Annotated in this window: 16 protein-coding genes; 7 read left to right on the forward strand and 9 right to left on the reverse strand. The window is 59.5% G+C overall.

Annotated elements, in window-relative coordinates; all coding sequences use genetic code 11:
- Nucleotides 1-53: 53 nt before the first annotated feature.
- The 6 genes from ACR0J7_RS09925 to ACR0J7_RS09950 form a co-directional block, all read right to left on the reverse strand.
- Nucleotides 54-1,205 carry an alpha-D-ribose 1-methylphosphonate 5-triphosphate diphosphatase gene (locus ACR0J7_RS09925; protein WP_480565338.1) on the reverse strand — a complete coding sequence of 384 codons (1,152 nt, stop codon included), beginning with the start codon at nt 1,203-1,205 and terminating at the stop codon, nt 54-56.
- A complete protein-coding gene (locus ACR0J7_RS09930; protein ID WP_480565335.1) occupies nt 1,202-1,975 on the reverse strand; it encodes an alpha/beta fold hydrolase in 774 nt (257 codons plus the stop codon). The genes ACR0J7_RS09925 and ACR0J7_RS09930 overlap by 4 nt, the downstream gene beginning before the upstream one ends.
- Before the next feature lie 29 nt (nt 1,976-2,004).
- The gene (locus ACR0J7_RS09935) at nt 2,005-2,856 is read right to left on the reverse strand and encodes a DMT family transporter (protein ID WP_480914084.1); all 852 of its coding nucleotides are present in this window, start codon (nt 2,854-2,856) and stop codon (nt 2,005-2,007) included.
- 245 nt (nt 2,857-3,101) lie between these two features.
- Nucleotides 3,102-4,742 carry a chaperonin GroEL gene (groL, locus tag ACR0J7_RS09940; protein ID WP_480587939.1) on the reverse strand — a complete coding sequence of 547 codons (1,641 nt, stop codon included), beginning with the start codon at nt 4,740-4,742 and terminating at the stop codon, nt 3,102-3,104.
- Nucleotides 4,743-4,795: 53 nt separating this feature from the next.
- Nucleotides 4,796-5,083 carry a co-chaperone GroES gene (groES, locus tag ACR0J7_RS09945; protein WP_209504786.1) on the reverse strand — a complete coding sequence of 96 codons (288 nt, stop codon included), beginning with the start codon at nt 5,081-5,083 and terminating at the stop codon, nt 4,796-4,798.
- 152 nt (nt 5,084-5,235) lie between these two features.
- A complete protein-coding gene (locus tag ACR0J7_RS09950; RefSeq protein ID WP_480557812.1) occupies nt 5,236-5,910 on the reverse strand; it encodes a DUF2161 domain-containing phosphodiesterase in 675 nt (224 codons plus the stop codon).
- Between the two features lie 110 nt (nt 5,911-6,020).
- Here ACR0J7_RS09950 and ACR0J7_RS09955 point away from each other — a divergent pair, with 110 nt between their 5' ends.
- The 4 genes from ACR0J7_RS09955 to ACR0J7_RS09970 all read left to right on the forward strand — a co-directional run bounded on the left by ACR0J7_RS09955 (nt 6,021) and on the right by ACR0J7_RS09970 (nt 9,644).
- Complete coding sequence (locus ACR0J7_RS09955) at nt 6,021-7,001, forward strand: TraB/GumN family protein (RefSeq protein WP_480773769.1); 981 nt, start codon at nt 6,021-6,023, stop codon at nt 6,999-7,001.
- A 110-nt stretch (nt 7,002-7,111) separates the two neighbouring features.
- On the forward strand, nt 7,112-8,032 hold the full coding sequence (locus ACR0J7_RS09960; RefSeq protein ID WP_480475459.1) for a manganese-dependent inorganic pyrophosphatase: 921 nt from the start codon (nt 7,112-7,114) through the stop codon (nt 8,030-8,032).
- Nucleotides 8,033-8,223: 191 nt separating this feature from the next.
- Complete coding sequence (locus ACR0J7_RS09965) at nt 8,224-9,099, forward strand: TIGR01459 family HAD-type hydrolase (RefSeq protein ID WP_209504790.1); 876 nt, start codon at nt 8,224-8,226, stop codon at nt 9,097-9,099.
- 101 nt (nt 9,100-9,200) lie between these two features.
- Complete coding sequence (locus ACR0J7_RS09970) at nt 9,201-9,644, forward strand: MaoC family dehydratase (RefSeq protein ID WP_209504791.1); 444 nt, start codon at nt 9,201-9,203, stop codon at nt 9,642-9,644.
- A 75-nt stretch (nt 9,645-9,719) separates the two neighbouring features.
- Here the strand turns inward: ACR0J7_RS09970 and ACR0J7_RS09975 are convergent, their stop codons facing one another.
- Nucleotides 9,720-10,709, reverse strand: a complete 990-nt coding sequence (locus ACR0J7_RS09975) for a methylenetetrahydrofolate reductase (protein WP_480914085.1) — start codon at nt 10,707-10,709, stop codon at nt 9,720-9,722.
- Entirely contained in the window at nt 10,706-11,287 is a 582-nt protein-coding gene (locus ACR0J7_RS09980) for a methylenetetrahydrofolate reductase C-terminal domain-containing protein (protein ID WP_209598048.1), read from the reverse strand. The genes ACR0J7_RS09975 and ACR0J7_RS09980 overlap by 4 nt, the downstream gene beginning before the upstream one ends.
- 261 nt (nt 11,288-11,548) lie before the next feature.
- Here ACR0J7_RS09980 and ACR0J7_RS09985 point away from each other — a divergent pair, with 261 nt between their 5' ends.
- Genes ACR0J7_RS09985 through ACR0J7_RS09995 form a run of 3 tightly spaced genes read left to right on the forward strand, consistent with a single transcriptional unit; the run spans nt 11,549 to nt 13,985 of the window.
- On the forward strand, nt 11,549-12,481 hold the full coding sequence (locus ACR0J7_RS09985) for a bifunctional riboflavin kinase/FAD synthetase (RefSeq protein ID WP_480475451.1): 933 nt from the start codon (nt 11,549-11,551) through the stop codon (nt 12,479-12,481).
- Nucleotides 12,478-12,951 carry a YcgN family cysteine cluster protein gene (locus ACR0J7_RS09990; RefSeq protein ID WP_209504795.1) on the forward strand — a complete coding sequence of 158 codons (474 nt, stop codon included), beginning with the start codon at nt 12,478-12,480 and terminating at the stop codon, nt 12,949-12,951. The genes ACR0J7_RS09985 and ACR0J7_RS09990 overlap by 4 nt, the downstream gene beginning before the upstream one ends.
- Nucleotides 12,951-13,985 (forward strand): threonine aldolase family protein, encoded by a 1,035-nt coding sequence (locus ACR0J7_RS09995; protein WP_480914088.1) that lies wholly within the window; start codon nt 12,951-12,953, stop codon nt 13,983-13,985. Before ACR0J7_RS09990 ends, ACR0J7_RS09995 begins: the two co-directional genes overlap by 1 nt.
- Here the strand turns inward: ACR0J7_RS09995 and ACR0J7_RS10000 are convergent.
- Entirely contained in the window at nt 13,972-14,787 is an 816-nt protein-coding gene (locus tag ACR0J7_RS10000) for an alpha/beta fold hydrolase (RefSeq protein ID WP_480914090.1), read from the reverse strand. The genes ACR0J7_RS09995 and ACR0J7_RS10000 overlap by 14 nt on opposite strands.
- Nucleotides 14,788-14,793 lie beyond the last annotated feature (6 nt).

The following is a 14,793-nucleotide window of genomic DNA, read 5'->3' on the forward strand; positions in this document are numbered from 1 at the left end:
CGGCGCGATGCCTTCGGCGAGAGTATTTAAAAAAAGGTGAAGCCGGTCTGGTTTCACCCCACAAAGCGCGCCGCGATATCCCCTGACATGTAGCTGACGCGCCCGCCCGCCAGTGTCGCGGCGACCCGGTGAGTGGTTGCGTCAAGGATTACCAGATCGGCGCGTTTGCCCGCGGCAAGCGTGCCCCGGTCCTGCAAGTCCAGCACCCGCGCGGGGCCGGATGAGATCAGCGCCCAGGCCCCTGCGAGATCCAGCAGCCCGGTTTTGATCAGCATCAGCGCCGCGCGGCGTGGACTGGGATAATGGTAATCCGAGGCCAGCGCATCACAGAGCCCCATGGCGATCAGCTCTACCGCGCTGGCATTGCCCTTATGCGAGCCGCCGCGGACCACATTGGGCGAGCCGAGAATGACGTGATCCCCGGCAGCGCGCGCCGCCTCGGCGGCTTCAAGCGTTTCGGGAAACTCGGCAATACGCACCCCTTGGCTGCGCCACCAAGCGCGCGCCTCGGCAGTTGCGTCATCGTGGCTGCCCAGACGCACGCCCATGTCCGCAAGGTCCGAACAGAGCGCTTTTAGCGCGGCCGGAACCTCAGCCTTGCGGGCGTGCATGTCGAGCAGCATCGCAAAATGCGCCTCTGGGTTGCGTCCGGCCTTCAATGCCTGCCCGGTCAGGCGCGGTGGTTTCTTGCCCTGTGCCAAACGATCATGCGGCAGGTGATCATTGAAGACCACGTATGGCACCTGCCAATCGGCGATGCGACGGGCCAGCCCGTCGTAATCCGCGAGCATATTGGTCTCGAACCGCAATTGCGGGATCAGATCGGTGACCGTGCTGCCCTTGACCGCTGCGATGGCCGCAAACACCTGCGCGGCAAAGTCCGGGCCGCGCACGCCGCCTTCCCAGCTGTAAAACTGCGCCAGAACGGCTGTGGTGATGCCGTTGGCGGCCAGTTCGGCCTCGACCGACAGAATGCCCTCATTCATCTGCTTCATCGCGCCGCGACGTGGGGCGATATGGCGTTCGAACCCATCGCCGTGCAAGTCGACAATACCTGGCAGAACAAGAAACCCGGTCAGGTCAATCCGCCGCCCGGTTGCGTCTTTCTGAATGACCCCACCTGCAACGGAAAGCTCCGCGCGTGACAGCCCTTCATCCGGTAGCAGAACCTCGGCACCGGTCAATGTCAGTTCCAATGTGGTCATTCTGATGGCTCCGCCCCCGGTTCCGAGCAATTCTGCCCGATGCAGATCTCGTCTATTACGTCCATCACACCGTCCAGCCAAGTGATCTGGGGATCGAACCGACCAAATTCGATAAAGTGCAGAGCCTGTGCCATGACCTGCGGGTTGTTCATCATGAAAGTGTGGGTCACCGGCAAGACGAGATGATCGGCCATGCCTTCGACTTTGGTGGATTCGACCGACACCTTGCCATCGTCCGGGCCGTCGATCAGAGATGAAAACACGAGGTTCAGGGACTGATCACCTGCGATGACCCCCAGTTCGAAATCCACAGGCGGCAGGCGGCTGGGAATTCCATCCGGGCCCGTGCCCAGTTGCAGTCCGGCCGGGCCGTTCAGGTATCCGAACACCTCCCACGCGCTGAGTTCATCGACCAGCTGGCTACCCTGATTGGGTGGCCCCAGCATGACGACACGGCCCATGTTTTCAGGGCTGTGGTCCTGCAACCAGTATCGCAACAGGATGCCACCCATGGAATGCGCAACGACATTGACGGTGTCACTGCCGCAGGCTGCAAATGCTTGCGGGATGGTTTGTTCGGCCAGTTCGGGGATACCGATTTCGGTCGAAGGGTAACCGGGGCGCACCACGGAATAGCCATTCGCTTTGAACAGTTGTTCCATCACGCTGAACGACGCCTCGGTCCGGGCAAGACCGTGCAGCAGGACAACGCATTTCGCGTTGGCCACGGCGGGAAATAGACAACAAAGCAGGGCGATCAGAATTCTCATACCCGCCAGATAAAGCCTGTGCACCTGCGTTAAAAGCCCTTCCCGCGTTGACGTCGCAGGACAGCCAGCGCGATACCGCCCAAAACCAGTGCCGCACCAACAAGCAGCCGCACGCCCGCGCTTTCCCCCAACAGCACCACGCCGCCCACAATCGCGATCACCGGCACGCTGAGCTGAATGACTGCCGCCGTCGACGGTGCCAGCCGGGGCAGGACGCGATACCACAAGGCGTATCCCAGACCAGATGTTACGCCACCCGAAAGGACCGCGAGGAGATAGCCCATTCCGGTCATGTGCCACTCTGCCCCTGTGGCCATCAGGGCCAGCGCGGTCACCGGCAGCGCGGCGATGAAATTCGCTGCCGTGCCTTGCAATGCGTCAGGCTCGGACCGCCCGGCCAGTGAATAGGCTGCCCAGCCGATCCCGGCTGCAATCATCAAAACGGTTCCGGTCGGATCGACCCGCACTGTTCCCGTGGGCCACAGGACACAGGCCAGACCACCCAGTGCAATCGCTGCCCCGGCCAACTGTCGTCGGGTGGGTTTGGCCCCGGTAAGGGCGGTGGCGGCGAACATGGTGATCTGCACAACGGCAAACAGGATAAGCGCGCCCAGCCCCGCATCCAACGTCAGATAGGCAATGGAAAACCCGATCATATACAGGGAAAGCGACCCGGCCCCGATGACGCGCCTGCGGTTGCGCAGGGGCAAATGTCCTCTACGCAGCAGGATCAGTGCGGCCAGAACCAACGCCCCCGCCAGAACCCGGATAATGGCAAACCCCGCGGGATCACTGGACCCGCTGTCGATAGCCAGCCGGTTCAGAATGGAGTTCGCCGCAAAGGCGCACATGGTTAGGGCGGTCAGAAGGAACAGTCGCATTTCAACCACATACCGACTTGGCGGCGAGTTGGACACTCACAATTCGGGCACACGCGGCCCAGGCTTCATCTTTTCCAAAATACTCCCGCCGGAGGCATGGCCGCATTGCGGCCATCGGAAATGAAACGGGGCCGCCAAAAGGCGACCCCGTCCGTTAGCACTTTGCTTCCCCTCTCGACAGCCTGACCTTGCAGCCAAACGCCTGTCAGGGGTCGTCAGAATTCGCTTAGGCGAATTCGACGTGCTTACATCATGCCGCCCATGCCGCCCATGTCGGGCATGCCGCCACCAGCAGGCGCATCTTTTTGCGGTTTGTCTGCAACCATCGCTTCGGTGGTGACCAGCAGGCCGGCAACCGATGCCGCATCTTCCAGAGCGGTACGGACAACTTTGGCCGGGTCGATCACGCCGAACGAGAACATGTCGCCATATTCTTCGGTCTGAGCATTGAAGCCAAAGGCCGGATCCGAAGATTCGCGCACTTTGCCTGCAACAACCGCACCGTCAACGCCTGCGTTTTCGGCGATCTGGCGCAGCGGCGCTTCGATGGCCTTGCGCACGATGTTGATGCCTGCGTCCTGATCAGCGTTTGCGCCTTTCAGCGATTCCAGTGCTTTACCGGCCTGAACCAGAGCAACGCCACCGCCTACAACGACGCCTTCCTGAACGGCTGCGCGTGTTGCGTTCAGAGCATCGTCCACACGGTCCTTACGCTCTTTCACTTCAACTTCGGTCATGCCGCCGACGCGGATAACGGCAACACCGCCTGCCAGTTTGGCAACGCGTTCCTGCAGTTTTTCACGGTCGTAATCCGACGAGGTTTCTTCGATCTGGGTGCGGATCTGAGCAACACGTGCTTCGATCTCGGCTTTCTCGCCAGCACCGTCGACGATGGTGGTTTCGTCTTTGCTGATCTCGATCTTCTTGGCGGTGCCCAGCATGTCCATGGTGACATTCTCGAGCTTCATGCCCAGATCTTCGCTGATCACCTGACCGCCGGTCAGGATTGCGATGTCCTGCAGCATGGCTTTGCGGCGATCGCCGAAGCCCGGTGCCTTGACAGCAGCAATTTTCAGGCCGCCGCGCAGTTTGTTGACAACCAGAGTTGCCAGCGCTTCGCCTTCAACGTCTTCTGCAATGATCAGCAGCGGCTTTTGCGACTGGATCACCTGCTCGAGCAGCGGAACCATCGGCTGCAGCGAGGACAGTTTCTTTTCGTGCAGCAGGATCATGCAGTCGTCGAGTTCTGCGATCATCTTGTCTGCGTTGGTGACGAAGTAAGGCGACAGGTAGCCGCGATCGAACTGCATACCCTCAACAACATCGGTCTCGGTTTCCAGACCTTTGTTTTCTTCGACGGTGATGACGCCTTCGTTGCCAACCTTCTGCATCGCGTCTGCGATCTGCTGGCCAATTTCAGCTTCACCATTGGCCGAGATGGTGCCAACCTGAGCAACTTCTGCCGAGTCTTTGACTTCACGCGAAGCAGCACGGATGCCTTCGACGACTTTGGCTGTTGCCAGGTCGATGCCGCGCTTCAGGTCCATCGGGTTCAGGCCCGCTGCAACCTGCTTCAGGCCTTCTTTGACGATGGCCTGCGCCAGAACGGTCGCGGTGGTGGTGCCGTCACCGGCTTCGTCATTGGTGCGGCTGGCGACTTCTTTCACCATCTGCGCACCCATGTTTTCGAACTTGTCTTCCAGTTCGATTTCCTTGGCAACCGAAACACCGTCTTTGGTGATGCGCGGTGCGCCGAAGGATTTGTCCAGAACCACGTTGCGGCCTTTGGGGCCCAGGGTCACTTTGACAGCATCCGCCAGAATGTTGACGCCTTTCAGCATCTTGTTGCGGGCATCGGTGTCGAACTTGACGTCCTTTGCAGCCATGTCGTTTCTCCTTGAGAAAATGTGTTGAGTGGAAGATCAGAGAAAGCGCGGGCTTACTCGATGATCCCCATGATGTCGCTTTCTTTCATCATCAGCAGCTCTTCGCCGTCGACCTGGACCTCGGTGCCCGACCATTTGCCGAACAGGATCTTGTCGCCAGCCTTGACCGCCATTGCGATCAGCTCGCCGCTGTCCTTGCGCGCGCCTTCGCCGGTTGCGACGACTTGGCCTTCGCTGGGCTTTTCTTTTGCGCTGTCAGGAATGATCAGTCCGCCTGCGGTTTTTTCATCGCTTTCGGTACGGCGAACCAGCACACGGTCATGAAGCGGTTTCAATGCCATCTTTGCAGCTCCTTGGGCTCAAAGTTTTGTTTATCCTCCCCTCGCCATTCGACGAGGCGTTAGCACTCGGTGTGTGTGAGTGATAACGACGCATAGCTAGGGAGTCTAAAACGCCGAGTCAACAAGGTGTTTGGGATTTTTTTGAGAACGGCCTAGTCGGCCTGTTCCCAGCTGTAGGCCCAGTGTTTTAAGCCGTCTGTTCCCTCAGAGGTAAGAGCGTAGACACCTTTTTCAACCTTCTCGAACCAGCCATAGTGATTTTCCCGCATCAACCGGGTGGCGACCGGAACACCCACCGATCTGGCGACCTCGGCCCCTTTGGCCGGGCCGTGTTCGGCCAGAAAGGCCGCGCATTTCAGCGCATCCTGGCGGTAGGCCGTCACGATCCCATGACGTGTCGCGCCCCCGGAATTGGGGTCGCCCTCCAGCCGGTCGAATTCGCGCAGCAGCCGCGCCGCCCTGGCCTTGTTCTTGCGCGGCGCATAGGGCCCCGGATCGCATTGCACCTCGACCGTGCCATCGGTACGTACGGTGATCAGACCCAGACCAAGCCTGCGGCACAGCGCCAGATTGTCCCTGAGCGCCCGCCGGGCCGTGCGCCCGGTGGGTTTGCTGACCCCGATATAGACCTGATCCGTGAGTTTCAGGCGGGCAATTGCCTGATGGAACAGGGACAGCGTGAACCTGAGCTTGAGCTCGACAATCACAGGCGGCTCGTCTTCGCGCATCGCGACGATATCGGCAGCGCCCACTTCTCCTTTGACGGTGTATCCCTGACGCTCCAAAAGCGCCTTGATCGGGGGATAGAGGTCCTGCTCGCGGTTCATGGGGCCTATGCTACGCAGATTGTTGAGGAATACCAGACGGGTTGCTTGAACATGGGTCGCAGGCATGGCTATGTCTGGAACACCTTGATGACACAACACCGGATGGGTTCATGCGCCTGCTGACATTTCTTGCTTTTCTACTGGCCCCGATCACGGCTGCGGCTGCGTGCGATGGGCAGGACCTGCGCCCGCAGCTGTCGGATGACGCGCGGGCCGAGTTGCAGCGCGCGGTGGCGGACATCCCCTTTCCGGAAGGCAACCACTGGATTGCGCGCAAGGATGACACGGTTCTGCACATCATTGGCACCCTGCACACGTATGACGAACGCATGGAAAAGGTGGTTGAACGCCTGTCTCCGGACCTGAGCAAGGCTGACGCGTTCTATTTCGAAGTCACCCAGACTGACATGGACGCATTCGAAAAAAACCTGGCCAATAATCTCAACGCTGTAATGATCACATCCGGGCCGACCCTGATCGACCTGATGGGAGATGAAGACTGGGCCGCATTCTCGACCGCGTTGAACCAGCGCGGCATTCCCGGCTGGATGGCGGCCAAAATGCGACCGTGGTTCTTGAGCATGATGCTGAGCATCCCGCCCTGCATGATGGAAGATCCGAACGGGACCTACGGCATGGACGCCCGCCTGAATGATCTGGCCGCAGAAAACGGCATTCCGCAACACTCGCTGGAACGTATCGACGACCTGATCGCCATGTTCGACAGCCACCCGTTGGAACAGCAGGTCGAGTCACTGGTGCGCCTGTCCGGGGCGATGATGGGAAGCAACGATCAACTGGCCACCATGGCCAATGGATATCTGGAAGAAAAGCACGCCGAGATCATACAATTTGCCCGCCTGCAGGGGTTCGAGGAATCCGGGCTGAGCCGGGACGTCTTCGATGAGGAATGGAACGGGTTCGAGCAGCAGATGCTGGTCCAGCGGAATGCCCTGTGGATGGAGCATATTCTGGCCATCACGGATCAGACGGCAGTGATCGCGGTCGGCGCAGGTCATCTGAGTGACGATCACGGTTTGCTGAACCAGCTGTGGCAGGCCGGATACACGCTGACACGCGCCGCTTTCTAAGCCGGTTCAGCGGTTTTCAGACCAAGCGTCGCAGACGGGCTGCTGTGGCGTGACAAGGACGTTTGTCCGCCCTATAAGGCGCGCAAATTTCCATTCCGCAGGACGCTGACATGACAACGCTCGTATTTGGCCACAAATCCCCCGACACCGATTCCACAGGCTCGCCGATCCTGTGGTCGTGGTACCTTAACGAAATCAAAGGTGTGCAGGCCGAGCCCGTGCTGTTGGGCGAACCCAACACCGAAGCGGCATTCATGCTGGACAACTGGGATCTGCCCAAACCGCGCATCCTGGACGATCTGGCCGCGGACACTCCGGTGGTCATCGTCGACACCAACAACCCCGCCGAACTGCCCGCCAATGTCAATGACGCGGACATCCGCGCCATCATCGACCACCACAAGCTGGTCGGTGGTCTGGAAACCAAAGGCCCGATCGACATCACCGTGCGCCCGCTGGCCTGCACGGCCACCATCATGGTCGACCTGATGGGCGACGATGCGGCCAAGATGCCCGATGCCATCAAGGGCGCGGCACTGACCTGCATCCTCTCGGACACGCTGGAATTCCGCTCGCCCACCACCACGCCCCATGACCGCGAGGTTGCTGAGCGGCTGGCAGCCGAGCTGGAGCTGGATATCTCGGCTTACGCGGCAGACATGTTTGCGGCGAAATCGGATGTCTCGTCCTTCTCGGATGCCGAACTGATCCGCATGGACAGCAAGGAATACGAGGTCGATGGCACCAAATTCCGCGTTTCGGTTCTGGAAACCACTGCGCCGGGCGTCATTCTGGACCGCAAGGCAAGCCTGGCGGGTTCGATGGTGGATGTCGCCAAGGAAGACGGTGTCGATCAGGTGCTGCTGTTCGTCGTCGATATCCTGAACGAGGAAGCCACTCTGCTGGTGCCCAACGATCTGGTCAAAACCGTTGCCGAGAAAAGCTTTGGCGCATCCGTCGATGGCGACGCCGTGGTTCTGCCGGGCATCATGAGCCGTAAGAAGCAGATCATTCCGAACCTGAAGGTCTGAAGAAACGCGCGGGGTCTGTCGTTCTGAGTAAAACAGGCCTCGCATTATTAGTCCTGAGTCTGCGCCTTCGGCATTGCGCTTGGGCAGACCTGTACCCGACAGATGAAATACAGGGCGGCCACCGATCGATTGGTGGCCAATCCCTTGCCAATCGGTCATAAGGCTCGTGCAGTTTCAGCTTGAGGCCACATATGACCCAGATCGTTCACGCGCTGTCCGAAATCTCTGCCCGCTACAAAGCGTTGTTTGTCGATCTGTGGGGGTGCGTTCACAACGGGATCACGGCCTATCCCGAAGCTGTCGCAGCCCTTCAAGCCTATCGCGCGGACGGGGGGCTTGTCGTGCTGGTCACGAACTCGCCCAAACCCCGCGCGGGTGTGGCCGAGCAACTGATGCAGTTCAATGTTCCCGCAGATGCCTATGACACCATTGCCACCAGCGGCGATTCCGCGCGGTCGGCGATGTTCCGTGGCGCTGTCGGGCACAAGGTTTACTTCATGGGAGAATGGCAGCGCGATGCAGGCTTTTTCGAGCCACTGAAACTGCTGCACCACCCGATCCATATCGAACGCGTCCCGCTGAGAGAGGCCGAGGGGATCGTCTGCTGTGGTCCCTTTGATCCGATGGCTGACCCGGACGTGAACCGCCCCGATTTCCTCTATGCCAAGCAGATGGGCATGAAGCTGCTATGCGCAAACCCCGATATTGTTGTCGATCGCGGCGAGGTGCGCGAATGGTGTGCCGGCGCTTTGGCCAAGCTCTATACCGAGATGGGCGGCGAGAGCCTGTATTTCGGCAAGCCGCACCCGCCGATCTACGATCTGGCGCGCCGCAGGTTGCAGGAACTGGGCCATGATATCCCGGACAGCGACATTCTGGTGATCGGCGACGGCCCCCATACGGACATTCTGGGGGGCATGGGTGAAGGCATTGATTCCCTGTTCATTTCGGGCGGGCTGGCGGCGGCTGAGACAAAAACGTCGCACCATCCGGATCACGAATCCCTAACGGCTTATATCGAAAGGGAAAAGATCAACCCGACCTACACAATCGGTCGATTGAGATAGCAAGAAAAGACTTGATTTTCTGCAACTGCGAAGTAATAAAGTTGCCAACCTAGGCCGGATAGTGGTTTTTTCTTTCTCGGTCGATTTCGAGTGAGGGCAACATGTTGGACAATCTTCCACGCGGAACGATCTGTATCGAAGACATCGAAATGGGCATGTCCCGCCACCTGCGTAAAGTGGTGACGGACGAAGATATCGAGATGTTCGCGCAGGTCTCGACAGACCGGAACCCGGTGCATCTGGATGATGATTATGCCCGCGATACAATCTTCGAAGGGCGCATCGCACACGGAATGCTGACAGCTGGGCTGATCTCGGCCGTAATTGGTGAACAACTGCCGGGCCATGGCACGGTCTATATGGGGCAGTCACTGAAGTTCCTGGCCCCCGTGCGCCCCGGTGACATGGTTTATGCCGAGGTCAAAGTCATCGACATCGACTTTTCCAAGCGCCGCGTCAAACTGGATTGTCATTGCTCGGTCGAGGGTAAGAAGGTTCTGATCGGCGAAGCCATGGTACTGGCTCCGTCGCGCAAGTTCGACTGATCGGCGAACACATCCATGCAAAAGGCGCCCGACCGGCGCCTTTTTTGTTTGAGCGCTGTTTTTTGCCTGTGACTTTCAGGACAGGCGGGCGCGTTTTCGCCCTTTCAACGCACCGGATTCCAGAATGATCTCTGACACCACGTGTTCGCGCCTGTAGGCCATCACATGAACACCGGACACCCCCGCGATATCGCGAATCTGCTGGATCAGTTCGATACAGATCTTTTTGCCCTCGTCAGCTGGTTTTTCGGCTTTCTCCATCCGCTCGATTACCTGATCGGGGATGTGAATGCCGGGAACATTGCTGCGCATCCAGCGTGCCGCACGCGCTGACGCGATGGGGCCGACGCCCGTGATGATGAACACTTTCTTGTCCAGCCCCGCATCCCTCACCCGCGCCATGAATTTCTCGAACAGCGGAATGTCGTAGATGTAATTGGTCTGAATATACTCGGCCCCGGCCTCAACCTTCTTTGCCAGACGGTCAGGTCGCCAGTCATAAGGCGGGATACAGGGGTTTTCGGCAGCACCAAGGAACAGTTGCGGCGGGCGCGTGATCTTACGACCAGAAAGGAACATTCCCTGATCGCGCATCGTGCGGATCGTCCGCAACAGGGTCAGGGAATCGAAATCGAAAACCGGTTTTGCCCCCGGCTGATCCCCGACGCCGACGCCGTCGCCGGTCAGGCACAGCACGTTACTGACGCCCAACGCCGCAGCCCCCAGAACATCTCCCTGAATGGCAATCCGGTTCCGGTCGCGGCAGGAAATCTGATAGACCGGAGAATAACCCGCGCGCGTCAGCAAGGCACAAATCCCAATCGAGGACATGTGACAGTTCGCGCCCGAAGCATCGGTTGCATTGATCGCGTCAGCCACTTCACCAAGCGGTTGGGCCGCCTGAAAAACATCCTCGGGGTCGGCACTGTCGGGTGGGTTCAATTCGGCGGTGACTGCGAAACGGCCTGAACGGAGTACCTTTTCCAACCGGCTGTGCGACACATATCCTTGGGGAACCGGAACATAGCCAATCGGCTCCACCTCGTTGCGATGGGTATCACTCATTTCTTCAGTTCCCGGTTTATCGCGTTGGGTGGTTCGGCGGCCAGTGGTGCCGCAGAAGGTTCATTCTCGCGCGCTTCGGGGAATGCCTCGGCCAGCGCCAATCGGGCAGCATCCCGGGTCTCGCGCTCGTGCGCTGCAATCTCGCGGCTGACCCGCAACCAGGATGACGAGCCTTTCAACGTGTGCTCCACCGGTGGCAGAACTTCTTTTATCTTGTCGGCTCCGTCCCGCATACGGCTGGCTCCGTTCCAGGCCAGGGCCCAGACGCATTTCATATCCGGCTTCACCTCACAGAACTCGCCGGGACGTACGCCGCCACATGGGCCATTGCGCAATTGCTTTGGGCAGTTCATCGGGCAGGACATTCCGGTGGATGACAACACGCATTGCCCGCACATCTTGCAATCGAACAACAGGGTTTTGACGCCCTTCTCGACCAGTGCAATGGGGCGTTCGACGCGGTTATATCCGATCTTTGCAAATAGCGGGTCCATCGCGACCATGCCGCGTTCGACACATTTATAGATCCACTCGAAAGTGCGGGCATGACGAATCGCGAACAGTCGCATTCGGTACATGGGTCTGCCTCCTGTGCTGGGTTCGTTCGAACCTGGCCGGGCTTTGATCCGGCTCGCTGTAAATCCAGAGAACCGGATTTTCAGTCTAAACCCGGAGTTTTTTTTGAATCAAGCGGTTGGAGACGCCTGGTCTGAAATACTTGGATTGGCCTCGTCCATTTCCCGGCCAAGCGAAATGTTCAAAGCTCATTCGCAGGATCGCATTCTTGGAATTCAAACTGCCGCTTGAACAAATTGACTCGCGCCGCTACGCAATCGTCTATGCACATCATCCGGGATATCCAGTTCGTCCAGCCAGAAGATCGCGGCGCCAGCGTGGCAATCGGGAATTTCGACGGCGTTCATTTGGGGCACCAGTCGGTCATCGAACTGGCCCGTAATGCTGCGCCAGACGCGCCGCTGGGTGTGTTGACCTTCGAGCCGCATCCGCGGGAGTATTTTGCGCCGGACACGCCTCCGTTCCGCCTGATGCGGGGCAATGCGCGGGCGCACCGGCTGGAAAAGCTGGGCGTAGAGAAGCTGTATGAACTGCCGTTCAACGCCGCGCTGGCAGGGCTATCGCCGGAAGAGTTTGCACGCAACGTGATCTGCGACGGGCTGGGCCTGTCGCATGTCGTGGTGGGGGCCGATTTCTGCTTTGGCAAGGGCCGCAGCGGCACGGCGCAGGATCTGGTGCGGTTCGGGCGGGACATGGGGTTCGGCGTGACGATTGCGCCTTTGATGGAACGGTCGGAAAACGTTGTGTCCTCAACCGCCATTCGCACCGCGCTGAGCGACGGCCGACCACGGGACGCAGCCGCGATGCTGGGACACTGGCACCGGATCGAAGGCGAAGTGATCGGGGGCGAACAGCGCGGGCGCGAGTTGGGCTTTCCCACCGCGAATATGTCCATCGAAGGGCTGCACCCGCCAAAGTTCGGTGTCTACGCCGTATTGGTGGACGTGTTGGATGGGCCGCATAAAGGCAGCTATCACGGCGCGGCCTCGATCGGGGTACGTCCGATGTTTAACGGCCAGGTGCCCAATATCGAAACCTTCCTGTTCGACTTTTCGGGCGATCTGTACGGGGCGACGCTGTCGGTGGGTCTGATCGACTTTCTGCGCCCCGAGATGACATTTGACGGGCTGGAGAGTCTGATCACGCAGATGGATGCCGACTGCAAACAGGCCCGCGGTATATTGACCACCCTATGAGTGTTGATCCGATTGAACGCACGGGCCTGCCTGCCCGGTTTTGGGAGCGCAAACCCCTGCGCCAAATGAACCAGCGCGAGTGGGAGGCGTTATGTGATGGCTGCGGCAAATGCTGCCTGAACAAGCTGGAAGATGAAGACACGGGCGAGGTTGCCCTGACCTGCGTCGCGTGCCGCCTGTTGGATGACGAAAGCTGCCGCTGCGTACAATACGACATCCGGCATCAATTCGTGCCCGAATGCATCGTCATGACCCCCGACAATATCGACGAACATGCCTATTGGTTGCCACAAACCTGCGCGTATCGGTTGTTGTGGGAAGGCAAACCGCTTTACGACTGGCACCCGTTGATATCTGGTACAGCGGACAGTGTGCATGCCGCCGGGGTCTCGGTTCAGGGGCGCACAGTGTCCGAGTTTGAGACACCCATGGAAGAGTGGGAAGATTACATAATCGAGGAGCCAAGCTGATGCATTTCGCGTCTGACAATTCCGGGCCGGTTCATCCGCAGGTCATGGCCAGGCTGGCCGAGGTCAATCAGGGCTATCAGATGGCCTATGGTGCGGATACGCTGATGAACGAGGTGCGCGACCGTATCCGCAGCATCTTCGAGGCTCCGGGTGCTGCGGTCTATCTGGTGGCGACGGGGACAGCCGCGAATTCTCTGGCCCTTGCAACATTGTCAAAGCCTTGGGAAACGGTTTTCTGTTCCCCAGTCGCGCATATCCACGAGGACGAATGCAACGCACCGGAGTTTTACAGCGGCGCCAAGCTGACCCTGGTTCCGGGCGGAGACAAGATGACCCCTGAGGCGCTGCGCGGGTCAATTCTGGGTGAAGAAACACGCGGCGTACATGGGCCGCAGCGCGGACCCGTGTCGATCACACAAGTGACCGAGCGCGGATCGGTTTATTCGCTGGCAGAGTTGCAGGCCCTGTGCGGGGTCGCCAAGACGTACGGCCTGCCTGTACATCTGGACGGCGCGCGCTTTACCAACGCGTTGGTTGCGCTGAACTGCTCCCCGGCGGATATGACATGGAAAGCAGGTGTGGATGCTGTCAGTTTTGGTGGCACCAAGAACGGTCTGATGGGTGTCGAGGCGGTGGTGTTCTTTGATGAAAGCAAAGCCTGGGAGTTTGAGCTGCGGCGCAAACGCGGGGCGCATCTGTTTTCCAAGCACCGCTATCTGTCCGCTCAGATGGCCGCCTATCTGGAAGACGACTTGTGGCTGAAGATGGCACGTCAGGCCAATGACAACTGCGCCCGCTTGGCCGAGGGTTTGCGCGCCAAGGGGGCCGCGTTTCTGCACGAACCGCAGGCCAATATGATCTTTGCCTCATTCCCACGCGCGAAGCACAAGCAGCTGCACGAGGCCGGCGCGGTTTATCACCTTTGGGGGGCAGAGCTGGACGGCGAGGATGATAACGAAATCCTTGCGTGCAGGCTGGTTTGCGACTGGTCCATCGGAGCGGCGGAGATCGATCAGTTTCTCAATCTGCTTTAACGCCTATCGGGGCGTTGGCCTGCCAGAACGCCCGCAGCAAAGCGCCGGTTTCATCAGGGTGTGAAATCGGCAGCATGTGCCCTGCGCCGCTGATGCTTTCATGGCGCGCATCAGGCAGACGCCGTTGCAGCCCGGCGCAAATCGCGTGGATCACCGGCGGCGTCTCTGACCCGCTCAGCAGCAGGGTCGGCATCGATGCACGCCGGAGCCGATCCGGGTCAAGCAAACCTGCCTGATCATCGTAGAGCACAGGCTGCACAGCCGGAACCGCATCGATCCCGCGCACCATATTTGCCCGCGTGCGTTCGGGCAAATCAGGCCATTTGGGGCTGATCTTTGTGCTCCACGCCCTGTTGAACAGGCGCGCGGCCAAAACCTTGTCACCAGACGCGAAGGCCGCATTGACCGGCTCGGAGTCCCGTTCGTGCTGGTCGAACAACAGCGGCGCATCCTGTTTTGCAACTGCAAAGAACACGGGTTCGATCAGGATCAGGCTGCGCACGCGGTCAGGATGTTCGATCGCCAGCCTGAGCGCGATCATCGCCCCAAAGGAATGCCCGATTACATCCATGGGTTCGGTCAATTCAGCCAAGGCGGGTTTGGTCACAGCGTCAAAGAAATCACCCTGCCCGTCCCAATCCGGGCTGCGCCCATGCGACAGCATATCCGGGGCAATAAATGACGCGCAGCCATCCAGCGCACTGGCCAAACCAGACCAGGCACCGGAATGCGCAATCGTGCAATGGAGGGCGAGCAGTTTCCGCTCCCCCTCACCCAAGTGCCTGACGAAAACGGATTGCATCACGGC

The sequence above is a fragment of the Ruegeria sp. O4 genome, from assembly GCF_056535125.1.

Bases quoted from the DNA above. Each gene is read 5' to 3' on its own strand.
- ACR0J7_RS09995 (WP_480914088.1), top strand. From the start codon at position 12,951: ATGCATTTCGCGTCTGACAATTCCGGGCCGGTTCATCCGCAGGTCATG.
- ACR0J7_RS09975 (WP_480914085.1), bottom strand. From the start codon at position 10,709: ATGAGTGATACCCATCGCAACGAGGTGGAGCCGATTGGCTATGTTCCG.
- ACR0J7_RS09980 (WP_209598048.1), bottom strand. From the start codon at position 11,287: ATGTACCGAATGCGACTGTTCGCGATTCGTCATGCCCGCACTTTCGAG.
- groL (WP_480587939.1), bottom strand. From the start codon at position 4,742: ATGGCTGCAAAGGACGTCAAGTTCGACACCGATGCCCGCAACAAGATG.
- ACR0J7_RS09970 (WP_209504791.1), top strand. From the start codon at position 9,201: ATGTTGGACAATCTTCCACGCGGAACGATCTGTATCGAAGACATCGAA.
- ACR0J7_RS09935 (WP_480914084.1), bottom strand. From the start codon at position 2,856: ATGCGACTGTTCCTTCTGACCGCCCTAACCATGTGCGCCTTTGCGGCG.
- ACR0J7_RS09955 (WP_480773769.1), top strand. From the start codon at position 6,021: ATGCGCCTGCTGACATTTCTTGCTTTTCTACTGGCCCCGATCACGGCT.
- groES (WP_209504786.1), bottom strand. From the start codon at position 5,083: ATGGCATTGAAACCGCTTCATGACCGTGTGCTGGTTCGCCGTACCGAA.
- ACR0J7_RS09950 (WP_480557812.1), bottom strand. From the start codon at position 5,910: ATGAACCGCGAGCAGGACCTCTATCCCCCGATCAAGGCGCTTTTGGAG.
- ACR0J7_RS09925 (WP_480565338.1), bottom strand. From the start codon at position 1,205: ATGACCACATTGGAACTGACATTGACCGGTGCCGAGGTTCTGCTACCG.
- ACR0J7_RS09930 (WP_480565335.1), bottom strand. From the start codon at position 1,975: ATGAGAATTCTGATCGCCCTGCTTTGTTGTCTATTTCCCGCCGTGGCC.
- ACR0J7_RS09960 (WP_480475459.1), top strand. From the start codon at position 7,112: ATGACAACGCTCGTATTTGGCCACAAATCCCCCGACACCGATTCCACA.
- ACR0J7_RS09965 (WP_209504790.1), top strand. From the start codon at position 8,224: ATGACCCAGATCGTTCACGCGCTGTCCGAAATCTCTGCCCGCTACAAA.
- ACR0J7_RS10000 (WP_480914090.1), bottom strand. From the start codon at position 14,787: ATGCAATCCGTTTTCGTCAGGCACTTGGGTGAGGGGGAGCGGAAACTG.
- ACR0J7_RS09985 (WP_480475451.1), top strand. From the start codon at position 11,549: ATGCACATCATCCGGGATATCCAGTTCGTCCAGCCAGAAGATCGCGGC.
- ACR0J7_RS09990 (WP_209504795.1), top strand. From the start codon at position 12,478: ATGAGTGTTGATCCGATTGAACGCACGGGCCTGCCTGCCCGGTTTTGG.